This is a genomic window from Mycobacterium malmoense (assembly GCF_019645855.1).
In the GTDB taxonomy this organism is placed as follows: Bacteria; Actinomycetota; Actinomycetes; order Mycobacteriales; family Mycobacteriaceae; genus Mycobacterium; species Mycobacterium malmoense.
On record NZ_CP080999.1, the window covers coordinates 3500835 to 3519200 of the forward strand.

Genomic DNA, 18366 nt, shown 5'->3' on the forward strand with positions numbered 1-18366 from the left:
ACTGTCAGCCTCGGGTGGCTTACACACAGTGGTCGGTCCCGGGCGCTATTTGGTTCCCGCTACCTCGTGTCTTTCGTCGGTTGTCGGCACCGACGGCGCTGCTACTCCTCGGGCACCTCGCGCTCGATCTCGTCGAGCCAGATGCGCGCCGACATGTCCGACGGGGCGCGCCAATCGCCGCGCGGCGACAACGCACCCCCGTGCGACACCTTGGGACCGTTGGGCAATGCCGAGCGCTTGAACTGGCTGAACGAGTAGAACCGCTGCACGAAGACCTGCAGCCAGTGCCGAATCTCCTTGAGCGAGTACGACGGTCGCTTGTCCTCGGGGAATCCCGGCGGCCAGTTGCCATGCTCGGGATCGCTCCAGGCATGCCAGGCCAAAAACGCGATCTTCGATGGCCGGAATCCGTAGCGCAGCACGTGGAACAGCGAAAAGTCTTGCAGGGCAAACGGTCCGATCTTCGCCTCGCTGCTCTGCAGCTCTTCTTCCTCGCCGCTCGGAATGAGCTCCGGGGTGATCTCGGTGTCGAGCACCGACTGCAGCACCTCGTCCACCCGCGACTCGAATTGCCCCGACGAGATGACCCAGCGGATCAGATGCTGGATCAGCGTCTTGGGCACGCCGGCGTTGACGTTGTAGTGCGACATCTGGTCGCCGACACCGTATGTCGACCAACCCAACCCCAGCTCGGAGAGGTCGCCGGTGCCCAGCACGATGCCGCCGCGCTGGTTGGCCAGCCGGAAGAGATAGTCGGTGCGCAGGCCGGCCTGGACGTTCTCGAACGTGACGTCGTACACCTTCTCGCCGCGCGCGAACGGATGACCGATCTCCTTCAGCATCAGCTCCGCGGTCTCGCGGATGTCGATCTCGGAAAAGGTGACATCGAGCGCGCAGCACAGCTGCACGGCGTTGCGTTTGGTGCGTTCCCCCGTCGCGAAGCCGGGCAGCGTGAACGCCAGAATGTCGCTGCGGGGGCGGTTTTCGCGATCCATCGCGTGTGCGGCGACGATCAGCGCGTGCGTGGAGTCCAGCCCCCCGGAAATCCCGATGACCACCTTGGGGTAGTTCAACGCCCGCAACCGCTGCTCGAGCCCGGCGACTTGGATGTTGTAGGCCTCGTAGCAATCCTGTTGCAGCCGTTGCGGATCGGCCGGCACGAACGGGAAGCGTTCGACCTCGCGGCGCAGCCCGATGTCACCGTCCGGCGGGTCCAACCGGAACTCGATGCGCCGGAACGACTCCGCCGATGTCCGGTGGTGGCGCCGGTTGTCGTCGAAGGTGCCCATCCGCAGCCGTTCCGAGCGGAGCAGCTCGGTGTCGACGTCGGCGACCGATCGTCGCTCCCCCTTGGGGAAGCGCTCGGATTGGGCGAGCAGCACGCCGTTTTCCCACACCATGGTCTGGCCGTCCCAGGCCAGGTCGGTTGTCGACTCCCCCTCCCCCGCGGCGGCGTAGACGTAGGCGGCCAGGCACCGCGACGACGCCGAGCGGGCCAGCAGGCAACGGTCCTCGGCGCGTCCGATCGTGATCGGGCTGCCGGACAGGTTCGCCAAGATCGTCGCGCCCGCCAGGGCCGCCTCCGCGCTCGGCGGAATCGGCACGAACATGTCCTCGCAGATTTCGACGTGCAGGACGAAGCCGGGCAGGTCCGACGCGGCGAACAGCAGATCGGGGCCGAACGGCGCCTCGATATCGCCGATCCGGATCGTGCCGCGCTCGTCGTCCCCGGGCGCGATTTGGCGGCGCTCGTAGAACTCTCGATAGGTGGGCAGGTAGGACTTGGGGGCCACGCCGAGCACCGCGCCGCGGTGGATGACCATGGCGGTGTTGTAGATGCGGTGCCGGTGGCGCAGCGGGGCGCCGACGACCAGAACCGGCAACAATTTCGCTGACGATGCCACGATTTCAGCGATGGCGGCTTCGACGTCGTCGAGCAGCAGGTCCTGCAGGACGATGTCCTCGATGGAGTACCCGGACAGCGTCAGCTCCGGGAAGACGGCCACCGCGACGCCGTCGTCGTGGCACTCGCGGGCCAGCCGCAGAACCGACGCGGCGTTGGCCGCCGGATCGCCGATCGTGGTGTGGTGCGTGCACGCGGCGACGCGGACAAAGCCCTGGCGGTAGGCGTTGTAAAAGTCCTTGTGAACGTTCATTGCCCGTCCATTGTCGCCCCACGGTTGTCAACTCGTGGCCGCCGGGTATCCCTAACCGCATGAGCGATACGGCCGTCGTGGTGGTCGACATGATGAACAGTTACCGGCATCCCGACGCCGAAGAACTGATACCCAACGTCGAGAAAATCATGGATCCGCTGGCCGGTCTGGTCCGCCGCGCGCGTGCATCCCGCGACACCGACCTGGTGTACGTCAATGACAACTACGGCGATTTCACCGCCCAGTTTTCCGGCATCGTCGGAGCCGCGCTCGACGGCGTCCGACCGGATCTGGTGAAGCCGATCGTGCCGTCGCGGGATTGCCGCGTGTTGACGAAGGTCCGCCACAGTGCGTTCTATTCGACCGCGCTGGGGTACCTGCTCGGTCGGCTGGGCACCCGGCGGTTGATCCTTGCCGGCCAGGTCACCGAGCAGTGCATCCTCTACACCGCGCTCGACGCCTATGTGCGCCACTTTCCCGTCGTGATCGCGACCGACGCCGTCGCCCACATCGACGCGGAGCTGGGCGCGGCGGCGCTGAAGATGATGGAGCGGAACATGTCCGCCGAATTCACCACCGCGGCGGGCTGCCTCGGCTGAACCGGGGCGCGAGCGTGCGCAGAATGCCGGCCGCGACGGCGTGTCGCTGCACAAACACGCACGCTCGCGCAGAGTGCCGCGGCGTTAGAACGTGCAGGGCATGCTGCGGATGGCGTGGATGAAGTTGCCCGGCACGTACGACGGGTCGCCCGCCTGGATTTCCGGCAGCTGGCGCAGCAGCTCGCCGAAGATGGCGCGCAGCTGCGCGCGGGCCACATGGGCTCCGAGGCAGAAGTGCACCCCGCCGCCGCCGAAACCGACGTGTGGGTTGGGGTTGCGGCTCAGGTCGAAACGATCCGGCTCGTCGAACGCCTCGGTGTCCCAGTTACCGGAGGGATAGAACATCACCACCTTCTCCCCCGCCCGGATCCGCTGGCCGCCCAGCTCGACATCCGTTGCGGCCGTGCGGCGGAACGTCATCACCGGCGTGGCCCAACGAATGAATTCCTCGACCGCGGTGCCGACGCGATTGTCGAAGTCCTCGAGAAGCCATTCCCGCGCACCGGGAAAGTCCGTCAGCGCCTTCATCGCGTGGCTCGTGGTCTGCCGGGTGGTGTCGTTGGCGGCCACGGACAGCAACACGAAGAACGCGGCGACGTCGGCGTCGGCCAGCCGGTCGCCGTCCACCTCGGCGTTCACCAGGCTGCTGAACAGATCGTCGCTGGGGTGCTCGCGGCGCTCGGCGGCCAACGTGCCGGCGACTTGGTGAAGGTATATCTGGTTCTCGACCAGGACCTCCAGCGGATTGCGGCCGTCGAGGTAAACCGGGTCGGCCCACGACACCAGCGCATCGGCCGCGCGCGCCACACGCCCACGCTCGGATTCCGGGATCCCCACCATGTCCGACAACGTCCGGATGGGCAGTTGCTTGGCGCAGTGCTCGACGAAGTCGGCGCCGCTGCCCGCCGCCCGGAGCTCGTCGACGATGGCCCTGGCGTTCGACTTGATCGAATCCTCGATGCGGCGGACCTGCCTCGGGGTGAACGCGGCGCTGACCAGCTTGCGCAGTTTGGTGTGTCGCGGCGGGTCCATCGCCAGGAAGGATTGCGACGCCTCCAGCAGCTCCACGGGAACGCTCTCGAAGATCACCCCCTTGCCGGACAGGAACACCTCGTTGTTGCGGCTGACCGTGACGATGTCCGCGCGCCGGGTGACCGCCCAATAGCCGGGGTCGCCGGGATCGGCCATCAGGGCGTCTTCGACCGGAGGATGCCAGCTCACCGGCCGCTCGGCCCGCAGCACCGCGAACGAACGTTCCCGCTCCGCGGCGGTCGTGGACCAGAACGCGCGCGACGACAGATCGATCGCGTCGTAGGCACGGCCAGGCTTATCGGTGCCAGACATCCCCGCCGTCACTGTCATCGTTGATCCTCCGTCGCTTATGACCCCGGTCACAGACCCTGACCGACGATATGCCTAGACAGCATGTCTAGTCAATATGTCAGATTTTCGTCTATGCTGTGCGGATGCCGTCGGTCACCCGGAAGCCGCAGACCAATCGCTCGCAGGGGCGCCGGCAGCGGCGAGAGCAGATGGAGCGCCGGTTGCTGGACGCCACCGAGCGGCTGATGCGCGACGGCGCCAGCTTCACCGAGCTCAGCGTGGACCGGCTCTCGACCGAGGCCGGCATTTCGCGCGCCAGCTTCTACATCTACTTCGAGGACAAGGGCCACCTGCTGCGCCGCCTCGCCGGGCAGGTGTTCGCCGACCTCGCCGACGGCGCGGATCGCTGGTGGAGCGTGGCGTGGCGGCACGATCCGGACGACGTCCGCGCCGCGATGGCCGGCATCATCGAAAGCTACCGGCGTCACCAACCGGTGCTGGTCGCGCTCAACGAGATGGCCGCCTATGACCCCCTGGTCGGAGCGACCTATCGCAACCTGCTGACCACCATCACGGGGCGAATGACCCGCGTCATTGAGGACGGCCAGGCCGACGGCTCCATCCGCCGCGAGCTGCCCGCGGCCACCACGGCGAGCGCACTGACCTGGATGGTCGAACGGGCGTGCCAGCAGAACCTTCCGACCGCCCCCGACTCCTACGATGCCGAGCTGGCCGCGACGCTGGCCGAAATCATTTGGGGCACGCTATATCTCAAGGCAGCATCGGCGCAGTAACACCGATTCCGGCGGCAAGCGGCCTGCAACCACCGACGACGCTACTCAGGAAATGCGTTGCCGGTGGCACTTTCGTGGCGCTGGATGGCTACACGGCCACCAGGTCGTCGGCGTGCACCGCGGGCCGGCGCAGCTCGCCGGGCAGCTCGGAGGTCGACCGGCCCATCATGGTGGCCAGCTCCGTCGCGTCGTAGGCGACCACACCGCGGGCCACCATGGTCGCGTCCGGTCCGCGCAATTCGACGACGTCGCCGCCGTAGAACCGGCCCGACACCGCGGTGATGCCCGCGGGCAGCAGCGAGCGGCGTTGGGCCACCACGGCGTTCACCGCGCCCTCGTCGAGGGTCAACGAGCCGGCCGCCTCGGCGGCATAACGCACCCAGAACCGGCGGGCCGACATCCGATCGGGCCGCGCCGCAAACACCGTGCCGGTTGCGGCGTCGGTGAGCGCGGCGGCGGCGTCGGAGGCGGCGGCCAGCAGCACCGGGACCCCGGCGTCGGCGGCCAGCAGCGCCGACGACATCTTCGACGCCATTCCGCCGGTGCCCAGGTCGCTGCCCGGGCCGGCGACCACACCGTCGAGATCCGCCGGCCCTCCCACCTCGGGAATCAACCGCGCCCCGGGCACTTTCCGGGGATCGGCGTCGTAGAGCCCGTCGATGTCGGACAGCAACACCAGAGCCTCGGCGCCGACGAGGTGGGCCACCAGCGCCGAGAGCCGGTCGTTGTCGCCGAACCGGATCTCGTTGGTGGCCACGGTGTCGTTTTCGTTGACGATCGCCACCGCGTGCAGCGCGCGCAGCCGGTCCAGGGTGCGCTGGGCGTTGGTGTGCGAGGCGCGCACCGAAATGTCGTGTGCGGTCAGCAGCACCTGCCCGACCGTGCGGCCATAGCGGGCGAAGGCCGCGCTCCACGCGTTCACCAGCGCCACCTGCCCCACGCTGGCCGTGGCCTGCTTGGTCGCCAAATCCTGTGGACGACGGGACAATCCGAGCGGCTCGATGCCGGCGGCGATGGCGCCCGAGGACACGATGACGACGTCGGTGCCCGCCTTCATCCGCGCCTCGATCGCGTCGGCCAGGCCGGCCAGCCGACCCGCGTCGAACACCCCGGACGGAGCGGTCAGCGCGTTGGTCCCGACCTTCACCACCAGGCTGCGCGCCGTTCGGATGGTGTCGCGATGCCTGCTCACGAGGCTCCACCGTGTTCGGGACCCGGATCCCGGCGCTGACGCCGGGCGGCCTTGCGCTCGGCGGCGCCGACGCGCTCGCTGCGCTCCAGCCGCGCATCGGTGCCCCGGCCGGACAACGCAACCTGATGTCCCGCGGGCGTTTGCGGCTCCCAGTCGAATGTCACGTCCCCGATGGTCACCGCGCACCCTGGTTGCGCGCCCAGCCGCAGCAATTCGTCTTCCACACCGAGGCGCGCCAGGCGGTCGGCGAGATAGCCGACGGCTTCGTCGTTGTCGAAGTTGGTCTGGCCGACCCAGCGCTGCGGCCGCGCGCCGGTGACGACGAAACCGCCCTGCCCGTCGGGCTCGACGCTGAAGCCGCTGTCGTCGACGGGCACCGGACGAATCACCGGCCGCCGCGGCACGGTTGGCGGTCGCGCGGCGTTGTAGTCCGAGATCATCTGCCATAGTCCAAAGATCAACGGCTGCAAGCCCTCCCGGGTGACCGTTGACACGCAGAACACCGGCCAGCCACGCTCGGCGATCTCGTCACGGACGAACTCGGCGAGTTCGCGCGCCTCGGGCACGTCGATCTTGTTGAGCACCACCACCCGGGGCCGCTCGGCGAGGTCCCCCAGGGCCGCATCCCCTTGCAGCGTGGGGGTATACGCCGCGAGTTCGGCTTCTAGCGCGTCGATGTCGGAGATCGGGTCGCGGCCCGGTTCCGCAGTGGCACAATCCACCACGTGCACGAGCACGGCGCACCGCTCGATGTGGCGAAGGAATTCCAGGCCCAGGCCGCGGCCCCGGGAGGCGCCCGGGATCAGGCCGGGCACATCGGCGACGGTGAAGGTGTGCTCTCCCGCCGAGACCACCCCGAGGTTGGGCACCAGCGTGGTGAACGGGTAGTCGGCGATCTTGGGTTTGGCCGCCGAAATCGCGGACACCAGTGAGGATTTCCCGGCCGAGGGGAACCCGATCAGGCCGACGTCGGCGACGGTCTTGAGCTCGAGCGTCAGGTCGCGGGACTGGCCCGGCTCGCCCAACAGCGCGAAGCCCGGAGCCTTGCGGGCGCGCGATGCCAGCGCGGCGTTTCCCAGACCGCCGCGACCGCCGGCTGCGGCCTCGAAGCGGGTCCCCGCGCCCACCAAATCGGCCAGCAGCCGGCCGTTTTCGTCCAGCACGACGGTGCCGTCGGGCACCTTCACCTCCAGGTCCGCGCCGGCGGCGCCGTCGCGGTTATTGCCCATCCCCTGCTTGCCGGAGGGTGCGCTGATGTGCGGATGGAAATGGAAGTCCAGCAGGGTGTGCACCTGCGGGTCGACGACCACGACGATGCTGCCACCGCGGCCGCCGTTGCCGCCGTCGGGGCCGCCGAGCGGCTTGAATTTCTCGCGATGGACCGACGCGCAGCCGTTACCGCCGGAACCGGCCCGCGCGTGGATGACGACGCGATCGACGAACCGGGGCATCGAGGGTCCTCTCGGCCGCCGAGTGTGCATCTACTGCGAGATTTGCCTCGAATTTGCGCAGTGAGTGCACACTCGTGTCGGCTCAGTCGGTGGCCCGCCCGGCCGCGACGATATTGACGGTCTTGCGTCCGCGCTTAACGCCAAACTCGACGGCGCCGGCTTCCTTGGCGAACAACGTGTCATCGCCGCCACGCCCGACTCCCGCGCCCGGATGAAATTTGGTGCCGCGCTGGCGGACCAGGATTTCGCCGGCCTTGACGACCTGGCCACCGAACCGCTTCACACCCAGCCGCTGCGCGGCGGAATCGCGGCCGTTGCGCGAGCTGGAAGCGCCCTTTTTGTGTGCCATTTTTGTGGACTCCCGCTACTTGATCCCGGTGACCTTCAGGACCGTCAGCTGCTGACGGTGTCCCTGACGCTTGTGGTAGCCGGTCTTGTTCTTGAACTTGTGGATACGGATCTTGGGACCCTTGGTGTGCTCGAGCACCTCACCGGTCACCGCGACCTTGGCCAGCGCGGCGGCGTCGCTGGTGACCTTGGCGCCATCGACGACCAGCGCGACCGGCAGCGACACCTTGGCTCCGGGCTCGGAGTCGAGCTTCTCGATCTTGACCACGTCGCCGACGGCGACCTTGTACTGCTTGCCGCCGGTCTTGACGATTGCATAGGTCGCCATCGCTGCTCCTGCCTCTTTCTAGCCTGTGCTGGCCTTGTTAAGGCCGCTTGCTCGGCGCTTCGCGCGCGTGCCACCGGCCGGTGTGTGGTGGTCTGGGGTGCGGGCGCGCCGATTGCCCGTGAATCCCGCCGTCGCCGGCCAAAGTCCTGGCGACAACTGTCCAAGGGTACGTGACCAGCGGCTACAGGGTCAAACCGGCCATGTCCGCGGACGAATATTCCTCCGGCGACACCGGCGAACTCGGCGAACACGTTCGGCGCGCGCGTCAAGGAAAAGGCTTTCCCCAGAATGAGCTCGCTAACCGCATCGGCGTCACCCGTATGACCATCTCCCGCCTCGAGCGAGGAGAATCCGTCAGCGTCGACACCGCGCTGCGCGCGCTGTCAGAGTGCGGCATCGCGCTCGCGCTGGCGCCAAAGTTTCCCGCGTGACGGTGCGCGATGGCGCGTAGGCACTTCATGTTTGGTTGGCGTTCACATCGCCCGGCTGAGTGAGCCGAGTAGGTTTCGCCTGCGTTTGGCATTCACCGAGGAGGCGCTCGATGTCTTCGGTGAGGGCGCCACGCCCGGGTGTGGTTCAGTCTGCGTGGACCGGCGGCCCGGCCGGCCGGCCCGCCGCGCGCCGCCGGCGCGGACGGGCCAGGGGCGACCCGGCGGCAACGGCCACCGCGCCGTCACTGCCGGTCTCGGCCTCGGAGTCGTCGTCGGGCTCGGAGTCCTCGACGTCCAGATCGTCATCATCGTCGAGGTCGAGATCCTCGTCGTCATCATCATCATCGTCGTCGTCAAGGTCTTCGTCGTCGAGATCCTCGTCGTCGAGCTCGTCGTCTTCTTCGGAGTCTTCTTCCTCGGAGTCCCCTTCGGAGTCTTCAGAGTCTTCAGAATCTTCGAAGTCCTCCAGATCGGCGGCCCGCTCTTCGGTCTCCCTGTCGATCTCGGCGGTGACTTCCTCGCCGGACTCGTCGGATTCCTCGTCACCACGATCGGCCGCCCCCGGAGCCCCCACAGCGCCCGCGGCCATGGCCTTGAACATCGGGTGTTCGCCGGGGGCGTGCGCGGGCACCTTGGCCACGATGCCTTTCTCGCTGGGCTCCTCGGATCGACTCTTCTTCGATCGCCTGCCCCGGCGACCACCGGACTCGGACTTGCGCCCGTTGGGCGAGACCGAATCGACGGGGTCGGCGTGCAGCAGGATCCCGCGGCCGCCGCAGTTCGGGCACGTCGTCGAGAACGCTTCGATCAGCCCGGTTCCCAACCGCTTCCGGGTCAGCTGCACCAGGCCCAGGGACGTCACCTCGGACACCTGATGGCGGGTACGGTCGCGGGCCAGCGCCTCGGTCAGCCGGCGCAACACCAGGTCGCGGTTGGACTCCAGCACCATGTCGATGAAGTCGATGACCACGATGCCGCCGATGTCGCGCAGCCGCAGCTGGCGCACGATCTCCTCGGCCGCCTCGAGGTTGTTCTTGGTGACGGTCTGCTCGAGGTTGCCCCCCGAGCCGGTGAACTTGCCGGTGTTGACGTCGATCACCGTCATCGCCTCGGTCCGGTCGATCACCAGCGTGCCGCCCGACGGCAGCCACACCTTGCGGTCCATCGCCTTGGCGAGCTGCTCGTCGATGCGATGCACCGCAAACACGTCCGGTCCGGTCATCTCGTCCGGCCCGGTGGCGGGCTCATACTTTGTCAGCTTCGAAAGTAGGTCTGGCGCAACGGAATTCACATACTCGTTGATGGTGTTCCACGCCTCGTCGCCGGAGACGATGAGGCCGGCGAAGTCCTCGTTGAACAAGTCGCGGATGACCTTGACCAATACGTCGGGCTCCTCGTAGAGCGTCACCGCGGCCCCGGCGGCCTTCTCCTTGGTCTCGATCGCCTTGGCCTCGATTTGTTTCCAGCGCTCCTGCAGGCGGTTGACGTCGTTGTGGATGTCGCCTTCTTTGACGCCCTCGGATGCCGTGCGGATGATCACCCCGGCGTCGGACGGCACCACCTCGCGCAGGATCTCCTTGAGCCGTTGCCGTTCGGTGTCGGGCAGCTTGCGGCTGATTCCGGTCGACGACGCGCCCGGCACATAGACCAGGTAGCGACCCGCCAGTGACACCTGCGTGGTGAGCCGCGCGCCCTTGTGCCCGACCGGGTCCTTGCTGACCTGGACCACGACGTAATCGCCGGGCTTGAGCGCCTGTTCGATCTTGCGGTCGGACCCACCCAGCCCCGCGGCCTCCCAGTTGACCTCTCCGGCGTAGAGCACGCCGTTGCGACCGCGACCGATGTCGACGAAGGCCGCCTCCATCGACGGCAGCACGTTCTGCACGATCCCCAGGTAGATGTTGCCCACCAGGGAGGCGGAGGCTGCGGAGGTTACGAAATGCTCGACGACGATGCCGTCCTCGAGCACCGCGATCTGGGTATAGCGCGCACCCGGGTGCGGCGGCTCGGTGCGGACCCTGTCGCGCACCACCATGACCCGCTCGACGGCCTCGCGGCGGGCCAGAAACTCGGCCTCGGTCAGCACCGGTGGGCGCCGCCGGCCGGCGTCGCGCCCGTCGCGGCGGCGTTGCCGCTTGGCCTCCAGGCGGGTCGAGCCGTCGATGCCCTTGATCTCGCTGCTGCTGGAGCCGTTCCCGGAGTCGTCGGCGGCACCGTTCTTGCCGTTGCGCGGGGCCCGCTCGTGCACCACCGTGTTCGGCGGATCGTCGGGCGCCGACGCCTCGTCGCCGTCGTCGCTCGCCCCCGATTTGCGGCGCCGGCGCCTGCGGCGGCGGCGGCTGCCAGCGTCGGACGAACCATCGTCGCCGGTGTCGGAGTCGTCGGCGTCGTCGGAGTCGTCCGTGTCTTGGTCGTCAGCGTCGTCGGATTCCGACGAGTCCGCATCGGCGGGCTTTTGGGACCGCCGCCCCGCCTCGTCGTCGTCGTCCTCGTTCTGGCCGTCGGGTCCGCCCTGTTCACCACGCCCGCGGCCGCGGCCGCGACGGCCACGGCGCCGTCGCCGGTTGGCCGGTCGATCGGCCTGCTCGTCGTCGTCGGTGTCGGCATCCTCGGAGTCGACGAGGTCGTCGGCGCTCCCGTCGTCCTCGTCCGCCGCTACCGGCTGCGGCGCGACGAACAGCGGCAGGTAATGCGGCCGCTCGATCGCGGTTTCCAGCATCGGCCGCGACTCGAGTTCGGCGACCGCCGTGCCGCCGATGGCCGGGACGGCCTGTAGGGGCTTGGCGAAGAGCAGGTCACGCACCCGGAGCGCGTCCTCACGGTCCACGCCCGAATGCACATTGCGCGCCCGCCCGTCGAGCGCGTTGAGCGCCTCCAGCACCTCTTTGTTGGTGCTACCCAGTGCTCGGGCCAGCTGATGGACCCTTAGACGGTCCGGCAGGTCCTCATGCTGGGTCGGCTCTTGTGATGGGTTTGCAGGTGGTGCACCGTCTACCACGTATTCTCCTTTAGCCCCCGGGCGCGTCGTTTCGACGCGGCCACGCGAGGGCTTCGCTATGGGCCCGGGTCGCTTCTCCCAGGCTTGTAATGGTCTCGCCCCGAGCGGCCCAAGGTAGAACCCACTCGACGCCGTGCTGAATGTCGGCCTGACATGCGGCGCAACACCGCCGGTGGCAATGGTCGCGCTTGTCTAAGTCTTCATTCGGGTGTCTGACGCCGGTCCGGCGACGTTCACCCGCTGTCAGTATCCCACATCGCTCAAGCTGCCCACTCGCCCCCGACCGGGGCCGCCCGAGCAAACGCCCGGCGCGGTCCCCATCGTGCCAGCGTTAAATGTCGGGGAACCAGAGCGCGATCTCGCGCTTCGCCGAATCGGCCGAATCGGACCCGTGCACCAGGTTGAACTGCGTCTCCAGCCCCAAATCGCCCCGAATCGTGCCGGGTGTGGCCTGCTCCACCGGGTCGGTGGCGCCGGCGAGCTGCCGAAACGCCGCGATCGCGCGCGGTCCCTCCACGATTGCCGCGACCAAGGGCCCCGAGGTGATGAACTTCAGCAACGATCCGAAGAATGGCTTGCCTTCATGTTCGGCGTAATGCTGCCTGGCCAGTTCTTCGCTGACGTGCCGGAACTCCAGCGCCGCGACGGTTAAGCCTTTTCGCTCGATGCGGCCGATGATCTCGCCTATCAGGTGCCGCTCAACGGCATCCGGCTTGATCAGCACCAGGGTCCGTTCGCTCACGGCCGACAGCGTACAGAACCACCTCGGCCGGCGTGTTCCAGCCGCTACCGCTGCCGCCGCCGGACCTCGGCGCGGAAATAGGCGATCAACGCCCACAATCCCGTGAACAGCACCCCGATGAATCCCACCCCCGGATACACGGCGAAGCCCGCGAGCACGACGGCCTGTGCGGCCAAGTTCACCCAGATCGCCCAGGGCCTGCGCTGCAGCCCGGCCAGCAGGATCAGCGCCGCGGCCAGGCCGATCAGGTAGCCCAGCGATGCGGCGGTAAGGCCGCCGCCAACCGCGCCCACCACCGGTATCGCCAGCAGCACGACGATCGCCTCCAGGATCAGCGTCGCCGCCATCACGGCGCCGAAGCCCTTCCACGGGTCAGCGGGGCTTTGGTCCGTCATTGTGGATCACGACCGAACAGGGTCCGTGCCGCCCCGGCGGTGACCACCGAGCCGGTGACGACGATCCCCGTGCCTGAAAATGCCTCCTCTTCAGCGGCGGCGTCGTCGACCAGCGCGGTCGCGACGTCGATGGCGTCGCGCAGGTTCTCGGCGGTGGTCACCCGGTCGGGTCCGAACCGGTCCCGCGCCGCCAGCGCCAGCGCCTCGACGTCCAGCGCCCGCGGCGAACCGTTGTGGGTGACGACGACGACATCGAACACCGGCTCCAGCGCGGCGAGGATGCCGTCGGTGTCCTTGTCGGCCATGACGCTGAGCACCCCGACCAGGAACCGAAAGTCGAATTCGCCGGCGAGTGTCTGCGCCAGGGCGGCCGCCCCGGCCGGATTGTGCGCGGCGTCGATGAACACCGTGGGTGTGCTGCGCATGCGCTCCAGCCGGCCGGGGCTGGTGACGGCGGCGAAACCGGACCGGACCGCCTCGACGTCGAGCTGGCGCTGCGCACCGGCGCCGAAGAAGGCCTCGACCGCCGCGAGCGCCACCGCCGCGTTGTGCGCCTGGTGTTCGCCGTGCAGCGGCAGGTAGACGTCGGAGTACACCCCGCCGAGGCCTTGCAGCTGCAGGACCTGTCCGCCGATCGCGACCCGGCGGCCCAACACCGCGAACTCGGAGTCCTCCCGGGCCACCGCGGCGTCGGCGCGCACCGATTGGGCCAGCAGCACCTCCATCGCCTCCGGCACCTGGCGCGCGATGACGGCGACGGTGTCCGGCGCGCCGTCGGCGGCCTTGTTGATGATGCCGGCCTTCTCACCGGCGATCCCGGCGATGTCGTCGCCGAGATACTCGACGTGGTCGATGCCGATTGGGGTGATGACCGCGACCGGCGCGCTGATCACGTTGGTGGCGTCCCACCGACCGCCCAGGCCGACCTCGACCACCGCGACGTCGACGGGCGCGTCGGCGAACGCGGCGAACGCCATCGCGGTGAGGACCTCGAATTTGCTCATCTTCGGGCCGCCGCCGGCTTCCGACTGCGCGTCGACCATCTGCACGAACGGCTCGATCTCCCGGTACGTCGCCACGTACTGCGCCGGGCTGATCGGGTGTCCGTCGATCGCGATCCGTTCGACCGCCGATTGCAGGTGCGGGCTGGTGGTTCGGCCGGTGCGCCGGTGCAGCGCGGTCACCAGCGCGTCGACCATCCGCGCGACCGACGTCTTGCCGTTGGTGCCCGCGATGTGGATCGACGGGTAGCCGAGTTGCGGCGAGCCCAGCAGGTCCATCAGGGCGCTGATCCGGGTCAGGCTCGGCTCGATTTTGGTCTCGGGCCAGCGTTGATCCAGCAGGTGTTCGACCTGCAGCAGCGACGCGATCTCGTCCGGGGTGGGATCCGGTCCCCGCTCGGGCGGCTCTGTCATTGCAGCCCGGCCAGCCTCGCGTTGATTCGGTCGGTTTCCTCCTGGGCCACGCGCTGGCGGTCGCGGATCTTGCCGACGACGTGTTCGGGGGCCTTGGCCAAAAAGTCCGCGTTGGCCAATTTGGCTGCGGTGGAAGCCAATTCCTTCTGCGCGACCGCCAGATCCTTTTCCAGGCGGCGGCGCTCGGCGGCGACGTCGAGGGTGCCCGAGGTGTCGAGTTCGACGACGACGGCGCGGTCCAGGTTGGGGCCCAGCCGAACCTCCAATGACACCGACGGGCGAAAACCCGGACCGGGCGCGGTGAGCCACGCCAGCGATGTCACCGCACTTACCTGGCCGCCCAGATCCGAATCCTCGACGCCGGCCAACCGGGCCGGCACTTTCTGCCGGTCGGCCAGACCCTGATCGCTACGAAACCGGCGGACCTCGGTCACCAGTTTTTGCATGTCGGTAATGCGTTGCGTGGCAACCAGATCCAGGGTGATGCCCGACGGCTTTGGCCAGTCGGCGATCACCAGCGACTCTCGCCCGGTTAGTGCCTGCCACAGCGCCTCGGTGAGGAACGGGATCACCGGGTGCAGCAGCCGCAGCAGCGTGTCGAGCACCGCGGCCAGCACGGCGGTCGTGTGCGTGAGCCCTTCGGCTAGTTGCGTCTTGGCCAGTTCGACGTACCAGTCGCAGAATTCGTCCCACGTGAAGTGGTAGAGCGCCTCGCAGGCCCGGCTGAACTCGTAGCCGTCGAAGGCCGAATCGACTTCGGCGCGAACCTCTTCCAGCCGTCCCAGGATCCAGCGATCGGCGTCGGTCAGCTGGTCGTGCGACGGTAACGGCGCCAGGGCAGCGCCATTGAGCAACGCGTAGCGCGTGGCGTTGAACAGCTTGGTACCGAAGTTGCGCGATGCCCGGACGTGATCCTCACCGATGGACAGGTCGCCGCCGGGGCTGGCGCCGCGGGCCAGCGTGAACCGCAGGGCGTCGGCCCCGAACTTCTCCACCCAGTCCAGGGGGTCGATGACGTTGCCCTTGGACTTGCTCATCTTGCGGCCGGACTCGTCCCGGATCAGCCCGTGCAGGAAGACGTCGGTGAACGGCACCTGCGGGCCGCGGCGGCCGCCGAGCGTGATGGCGTCGTCTCCGCCGACGAAGGTGCCGAACATCATCATCCGCGCGACCCAGAAGAACAGGATGTCGTAGCCGGTGACAAGAACGCTTGTCGGATAGAACTTTTCCAGCTCCGGGGTCTGTGACGGCCAGCCGAGCGTGGAGAACGGCCACAGCGCCGACGAGAACCAGGTGTCCAGCACGTCGGGGTCCTGCTCCCAGCCCTCGGGCGGCGTTTCGTCCGGGCCGACGCACACCTGCTCGCCGCCGGGCCCGTACCAGACCGGGATGCGGTGGCCCCACCACAGTTGCCGCGAGATGCACCAGTCGTGCATGTCGTCGACCCAGGCGAACCAGCGCGGTTCCAGGCTGGCGGGGTGAATCACGGTGTCCCCGTTGCGAACGGCGTCGCCGGCGGCCTTGGCCAGCGATTCCACTCGGACCCACCATTGCAGCGACAGCCGCGGCTCGATCGGCTCGCCGCTGCGCTCCGAATGCCCGACGCTGTGCAGATAAGGGCGCTTCTCCTCGACGATGCGGCCCTGCGCCGCCAGGGCTTCGCGCACCGCGACCCGGGCCTCGAAACGGTCCATGCCGTCGAATTGCGTTCCGGTGTCGGCGATCCGGCCCGTGGTGTCCAGGATCGAGATCATCGGCAGCCGGTGCCGCAGCCCGATCTCGAAGTCGTTCGGGTCGTGCGCGGGCGTGACCTTGACGGCGCCGGTGCCGAATTCGGGGTCCACGTGCTCGTCGGCGACGACGACGAGCTGCCGGTCCACGAAAGGGTGCGGCAGGCTGGTGCCGACCAGGTGGCGGTAGCGCTCGTCGTCGGGATGCACCGCGATCGCGGTGTCGCCCAACATCGTCTCGACCCGCGTGGTGGCGACCACGATGTGGGGTTGCGAGTCGTCCAGCGAGCCATACCGGAACGACACCAGCTCGCCGTCGACGTCAAGGTAGTTCACCTCGAGGTCCGAGATCGCCGTCTGAAGAACCGGCGACCAGTTGACCAGCCGCTCGGCCCGGTAGATCAGCCCCGCGTCGTAGAGGCGCTTGAAGATGGTTCGCACCGCCCGCGACAGGCCCTCGTCCATGGTGAACCGGTCGCGGCTCCAGTCCACGCCGTCGCCGAGCCGGCGCATCTGTTCACCGATGGCACCGCCGGACTCACGCTTCCACTCCCAGACCTTCTCGGTAAACAGCTCCCGGCCGAAGTCCTCCTTGGTCTTGCCGTCGACCGCGAGCTGGCGTTCCACCACGCTCTGCGTCGCGATGCCCGCATGGTCCATGCCCGGCTGCCACAGCACCTCGTAACCCTGCATGCGCTTGCGGCGGGTCAGGGCGTCCATCATGGTGTGTTCCAGCGCGTGGCCCATGTGCAGGCTGCCGGTCACGTTCGGCGGCGGCAACACGATCGAGTACGCCGGTTTGGCGCTGGCGGGGTCCGCCGTGAAGTAGCCGGCATCCAGCCACTTCTGGTAGATCGCGCTTTCGGCCGCGCCGGGATCCCACGACTTGGGCAGGTCGGCGGCGGAGCTGCGGCTGGCGGTCACCGGTCAATTCTAGGGAGACGCATGTGCGCGCGCGTAAGCGGCCGAACCCGCGGGTCACGCGGATTCGACCGCTTACGCCCTCCCCAACGATCAGGGAATGGTGAGCACTTGGCCGGGCTGGATCAGGTCCGGGTTGGGGATTCCGCTGGCTTCGGCGATCACCTGGTACTTGCTGCCGTCGCCGTAGAAGCGCTCCGCGATGGCCCACAGGCTGTCGCCCGAGACGACGGTGTAGGTGCGCGCGGCGGGTTCCGGCTCGGAGTCAGGAGCTGCTTCCGCGACGGGTTCCGCGTCCGGTTCGGCGGCGGCTTCCGGCTGGGACTCCTCGGCGGCGGGCGCCGGCGGCGGGGCCTCGGCGGTCTCGGTCTTGGTCGACCACGCCGGTCCATCGGCGGCGTACAGCACCAGGTTGCGATCGTCCTGCAGCACGAGTTTGACGCCCTTCTTGCCCTTCGTGTCGCTGTGCCACACCGGCTTGTCCGCCGTGTAGAGGACGAAGTTGCCATCGGGTTGCACTTCGGCGCGCACCACATCCTGGCCGTTGGTCGACGTGGCCCAGATAGCCTGGCCGCGGGACGCCAGCACCAGGTTGCCGTCGTCTTGCAAAGTCAAGGTATAGGCACCGTTGTTCGAGGTGAGCGATTCGCCCCGCACCAGCTTTTGTCCTTCGGTGAGCGTGTCCGCCACGGCATTCCCCTCTCGCCATCGCCGCCCGGCCGACTGGGGTCGGACGTATTTCCGTGTCCGATAACAACGAACCTACTCATCTTGGTTGGTCTTGGGCACCCTTGAATTCGACGCAATCGAAACCATCCGGAAACTGCCCGTGAACAATCCGGACAATCCGGATAACCGCCGCGCTACTTCTTTCCGCCGAGCAGGCCGCCGAGGATATCGCCGAGTGCCCCTCCCTTGCCGCCCAACACATTGCCGAGGATGCCGCCAAGGGATTTGTCGCCGGAGCCGCCGGCGAGGATGCCGCCCAGAACGCCACCCAGGCCGCCACCGGCGGCTTCTTTCTCCGGCGCGCCGCTCCGGCCGCCGGGGCCGAGCTGTTTTCCGATGTATGCCAGCACGATTGGCAGCACCACCGGCAGCAACTGCTTGAGCAGATCACGGTTGCCCGCGCCGCTATCGGCCAGCGCCGAGGCGACCTGGTCGGCATCGTTACCGCCGAAAAGTGCCGCGATCGCCTCGTGCCCGTCGCCACCTTGTGCCGTGCCGCCACCAACGTCGAGCAGGCCACGCGCGGCGTGACTGCTCGCGATGGATTCGATCCTGCTTGCGTGCTCGGGATCCTGCGAGTTTTGCTCCAGTCCGCCGAGCAGCGCCGGCACCAGCGTGCGAACGGCGTTTTCGACGTCGCCTTCGTCGGCGCCGAGCTTGGTTGCGATTTCAGACGTGGGAATCTGGCTGTACAGATCGTCGAGACCGGCCATCAGTGTGTCCACCTTCGTTCCTGGGATGTAGAGCCACGCCGGTTACGACACTAGCCGCATGCGACAGCGACCAACAGCCTTGGCACACGAAGGATTTGGTG

The 18366-nt window shown here is 68.1% G+C and carries 16 protein-coding genes; 3 read left to right on the forward strand and 13 right to left on the reverse strand.

All coding sequences use genetic code 11. The features are described from left to right. Positions 1–101: 101 nt before the first annotated feature. Positions 102–2156 (reverse strand): NAD(+) synthase, encoded by a 2055-nt coding sequence (locus tag K3U93_RS16110; RefSeq protein ID WP_083012784.1) that lies wholly within the window; start codon positions 2154–2156, stop codon positions 102–104. Between the two features lie 59 nt (positions 2157–2215). On the opposite strand from K3U93_RS16110, the gene K3U93_RS16115 reads away from it, so the two are divergent. Further along, the gene (locus tag K3U93_RS16115) at positions 2216–2755 is read left to right on the forward strand and encodes a cysteine hydrolase family protein (RefSeq protein WP_083012782.1); all 540 of its coding nucleotides are present in this window, start codon (positions 2216–2218) and stop codon (positions 2753–2755) included. A gap of 84 nt (positions 2756–2839) precedes the next feature. On the opposite strand, the gene K3U93_RS16120 is transcribed toward K3U93_RS16115, so the two are convergent. Next, complete coding sequence (locus K3U93_RS16120) at positions 2840–4117, reverse strand: cytochrome P450 (RefSeq protein ID WP_083012780.1); 1278 nt, start codon at positions 4115–4117, stop codon at positions 2840–2842. 104 nt (positions 4118–4221) lie between these two features. On the opposite strand from K3U93_RS16120, the gene K3U93_RS16125 reads away from it, so the two are divergent. After that, complete coding sequence (locus K3U93_RS16125; RefSeq protein ID WP_071513346.1) at positions 4222–4872, forward strand: TetR/AcrR family transcriptional regulator; 651 nt, start codon at positions 4222–4224, stop codon at positions 4870–4872. An 88-nt stretch (positions 4873–4960) separates the two neighbouring features. Here the strand turns inward: K3U93_RS16125 and proB are convergent, their stop codons facing one another. From proB to rplU, 4 genes are all read right to left on the reverse strand, one after another. After that, complete coding sequence (gene proB, locus K3U93_RS16130) at positions 4961–6064, reverse strand: glutamate 5-kinase (RefSeq protein ID WP_083012777.1); 1104 nt, start codon at positions 6062–6064, stop codon at positions 4961–4963. Further along, the gene (gene obgE / locus K3U93_RS16135; protein WP_083012775.1) at positions 6061–7515 is read right to left on the reverse strand and encodes a GTPase ObgE; all 1455 of its coding nucleotides are present in this window, start codon (positions 7513–7515) and stop codon (positions 6061–6063) included. Before obgE ends, proB begins: the two co-directional genes overlap by 4 nt. An 82-nt stretch (positions 7516–7597) precedes the next feature. After that, positions 7598–7864, reverse strand: coding sequence for a 50S ribosomal protein L27 (rpmA, locus tag K3U93_RS16140; RefSeq protein WP_083012772.1), 267 nt, complete (start codon positions 7862–7864; stop codon positions 7598–7600). Positions 7865–7879: 15 nt separating this feature from the next. After that, positions 7880–8191: a 50S ribosomal protein L21 gene (gene rplU / locus K3U93_RS16145; RefSeq protein WP_083012770.1), complete on the reverse strand. Its 312-nt coding sequence runs from the start codon at positions 8189–8191 to the stop codon at positions 7880–7882. A gap of 170 nt (positions 8192–8361) precedes the next feature. On the opposite strand from rplU, the gene K3U93_RS16150 reads away from it, so the two are divergent. After that, the gene (locus tag K3U93_RS16150; protein ID WP_230981330.1) at positions 8362–8622 is read left to right on the forward strand and encodes a helix-turn-helix domain-containing protein; all 261 of its coding nucleotides are present in this window, start codon (positions 8362–8364) and stop codon (positions 8620–8622) included. Between the two features lie 145 nt (positions 8623–8767). Here K3U93_RS16150 and rne read toward each other — a convergent pair whose 3' ends face one another. From rne to K3U93_RS16185, 7 genes are all read right to left on the reverse strand, one after another. After that, positions 8768–11620, reverse strand: coding sequence for a ribonuclease E (gene rne, locus K3U93_RS16155; RefSeq protein WP_083012768.1), 2853 nt, complete (start codon positions 11618–11620; stop codon positions 8768–8770). Between the two features lie 331 nt (positions 11621–11951). Then, a complete protein-coding gene (gene ndk / locus K3U93_RS16160; protein ID WP_083012765.1) occupies positions 11952–12362 on the reverse strand; it encodes a nucleoside-diphosphate kinase in 411 nt (136 codons plus the stop codon). Positions 12363–12406: 44 nt separating this feature from the next. Further along, complete coding sequence (locus K3U93_RS16165; protein ID WP_071513353.1) at positions 12407–12757, reverse strand: DUF4233 domain-containing protein; 351 nt, start codon at positions 12755–12757, stop codon at positions 12407–12409. After that, positions 12754–14172: a bifunctional tetrahydrofolate synthase/dihydrofolate synthase gene (gene folC, locus K3U93_RS16170; protein WP_083012762.1), complete on the reverse strand. Its 1419-nt coding sequence runs from the start codon at positions 14170–14172 to the stop codon at positions 12754–12756. Before folC ends, K3U93_RS16165 begins: the two co-directional genes overlap by 4 nt. After that, entirely contained in the window at positions 14169–16826 is a 2658-nt protein-coding gene (locus K3U93_RS16175) for a valine--tRNA ligase (protein WP_083012760.1), read from the reverse strand. The genes folC and K3U93_RS16175 overlap by 4 nt, the downstream gene beginning before the upstream one ends. A 90-nt stretch (positions 16827–16916) precedes the next feature. Beyond that, positions 16917–17513 carry a LysM peptidoglycan-binding domain-containing protein gene (locus K3U93_RS16180; protein ID WP_071513356.1) on the reverse strand — a complete coding sequence of 199 codons (597 nt, stop codon included), beginning with the start codon at positions 17511–17513 and terminating at the stop codon, positions 16917–16919. Positions 17514–17686: 173 nt separating this feature from the next. Further along, on the reverse strand, positions 17687–18265 hold the full coding sequence (locus tag K3U93_RS16185; protein ID WP_083012786.1) for a DUF937 domain-containing protein: 579 nt from the start codon (positions 18263–18265) through the stop codon (positions 17687–17689). Positions 18266–18366: the final 101 nt, after the last annotated feature.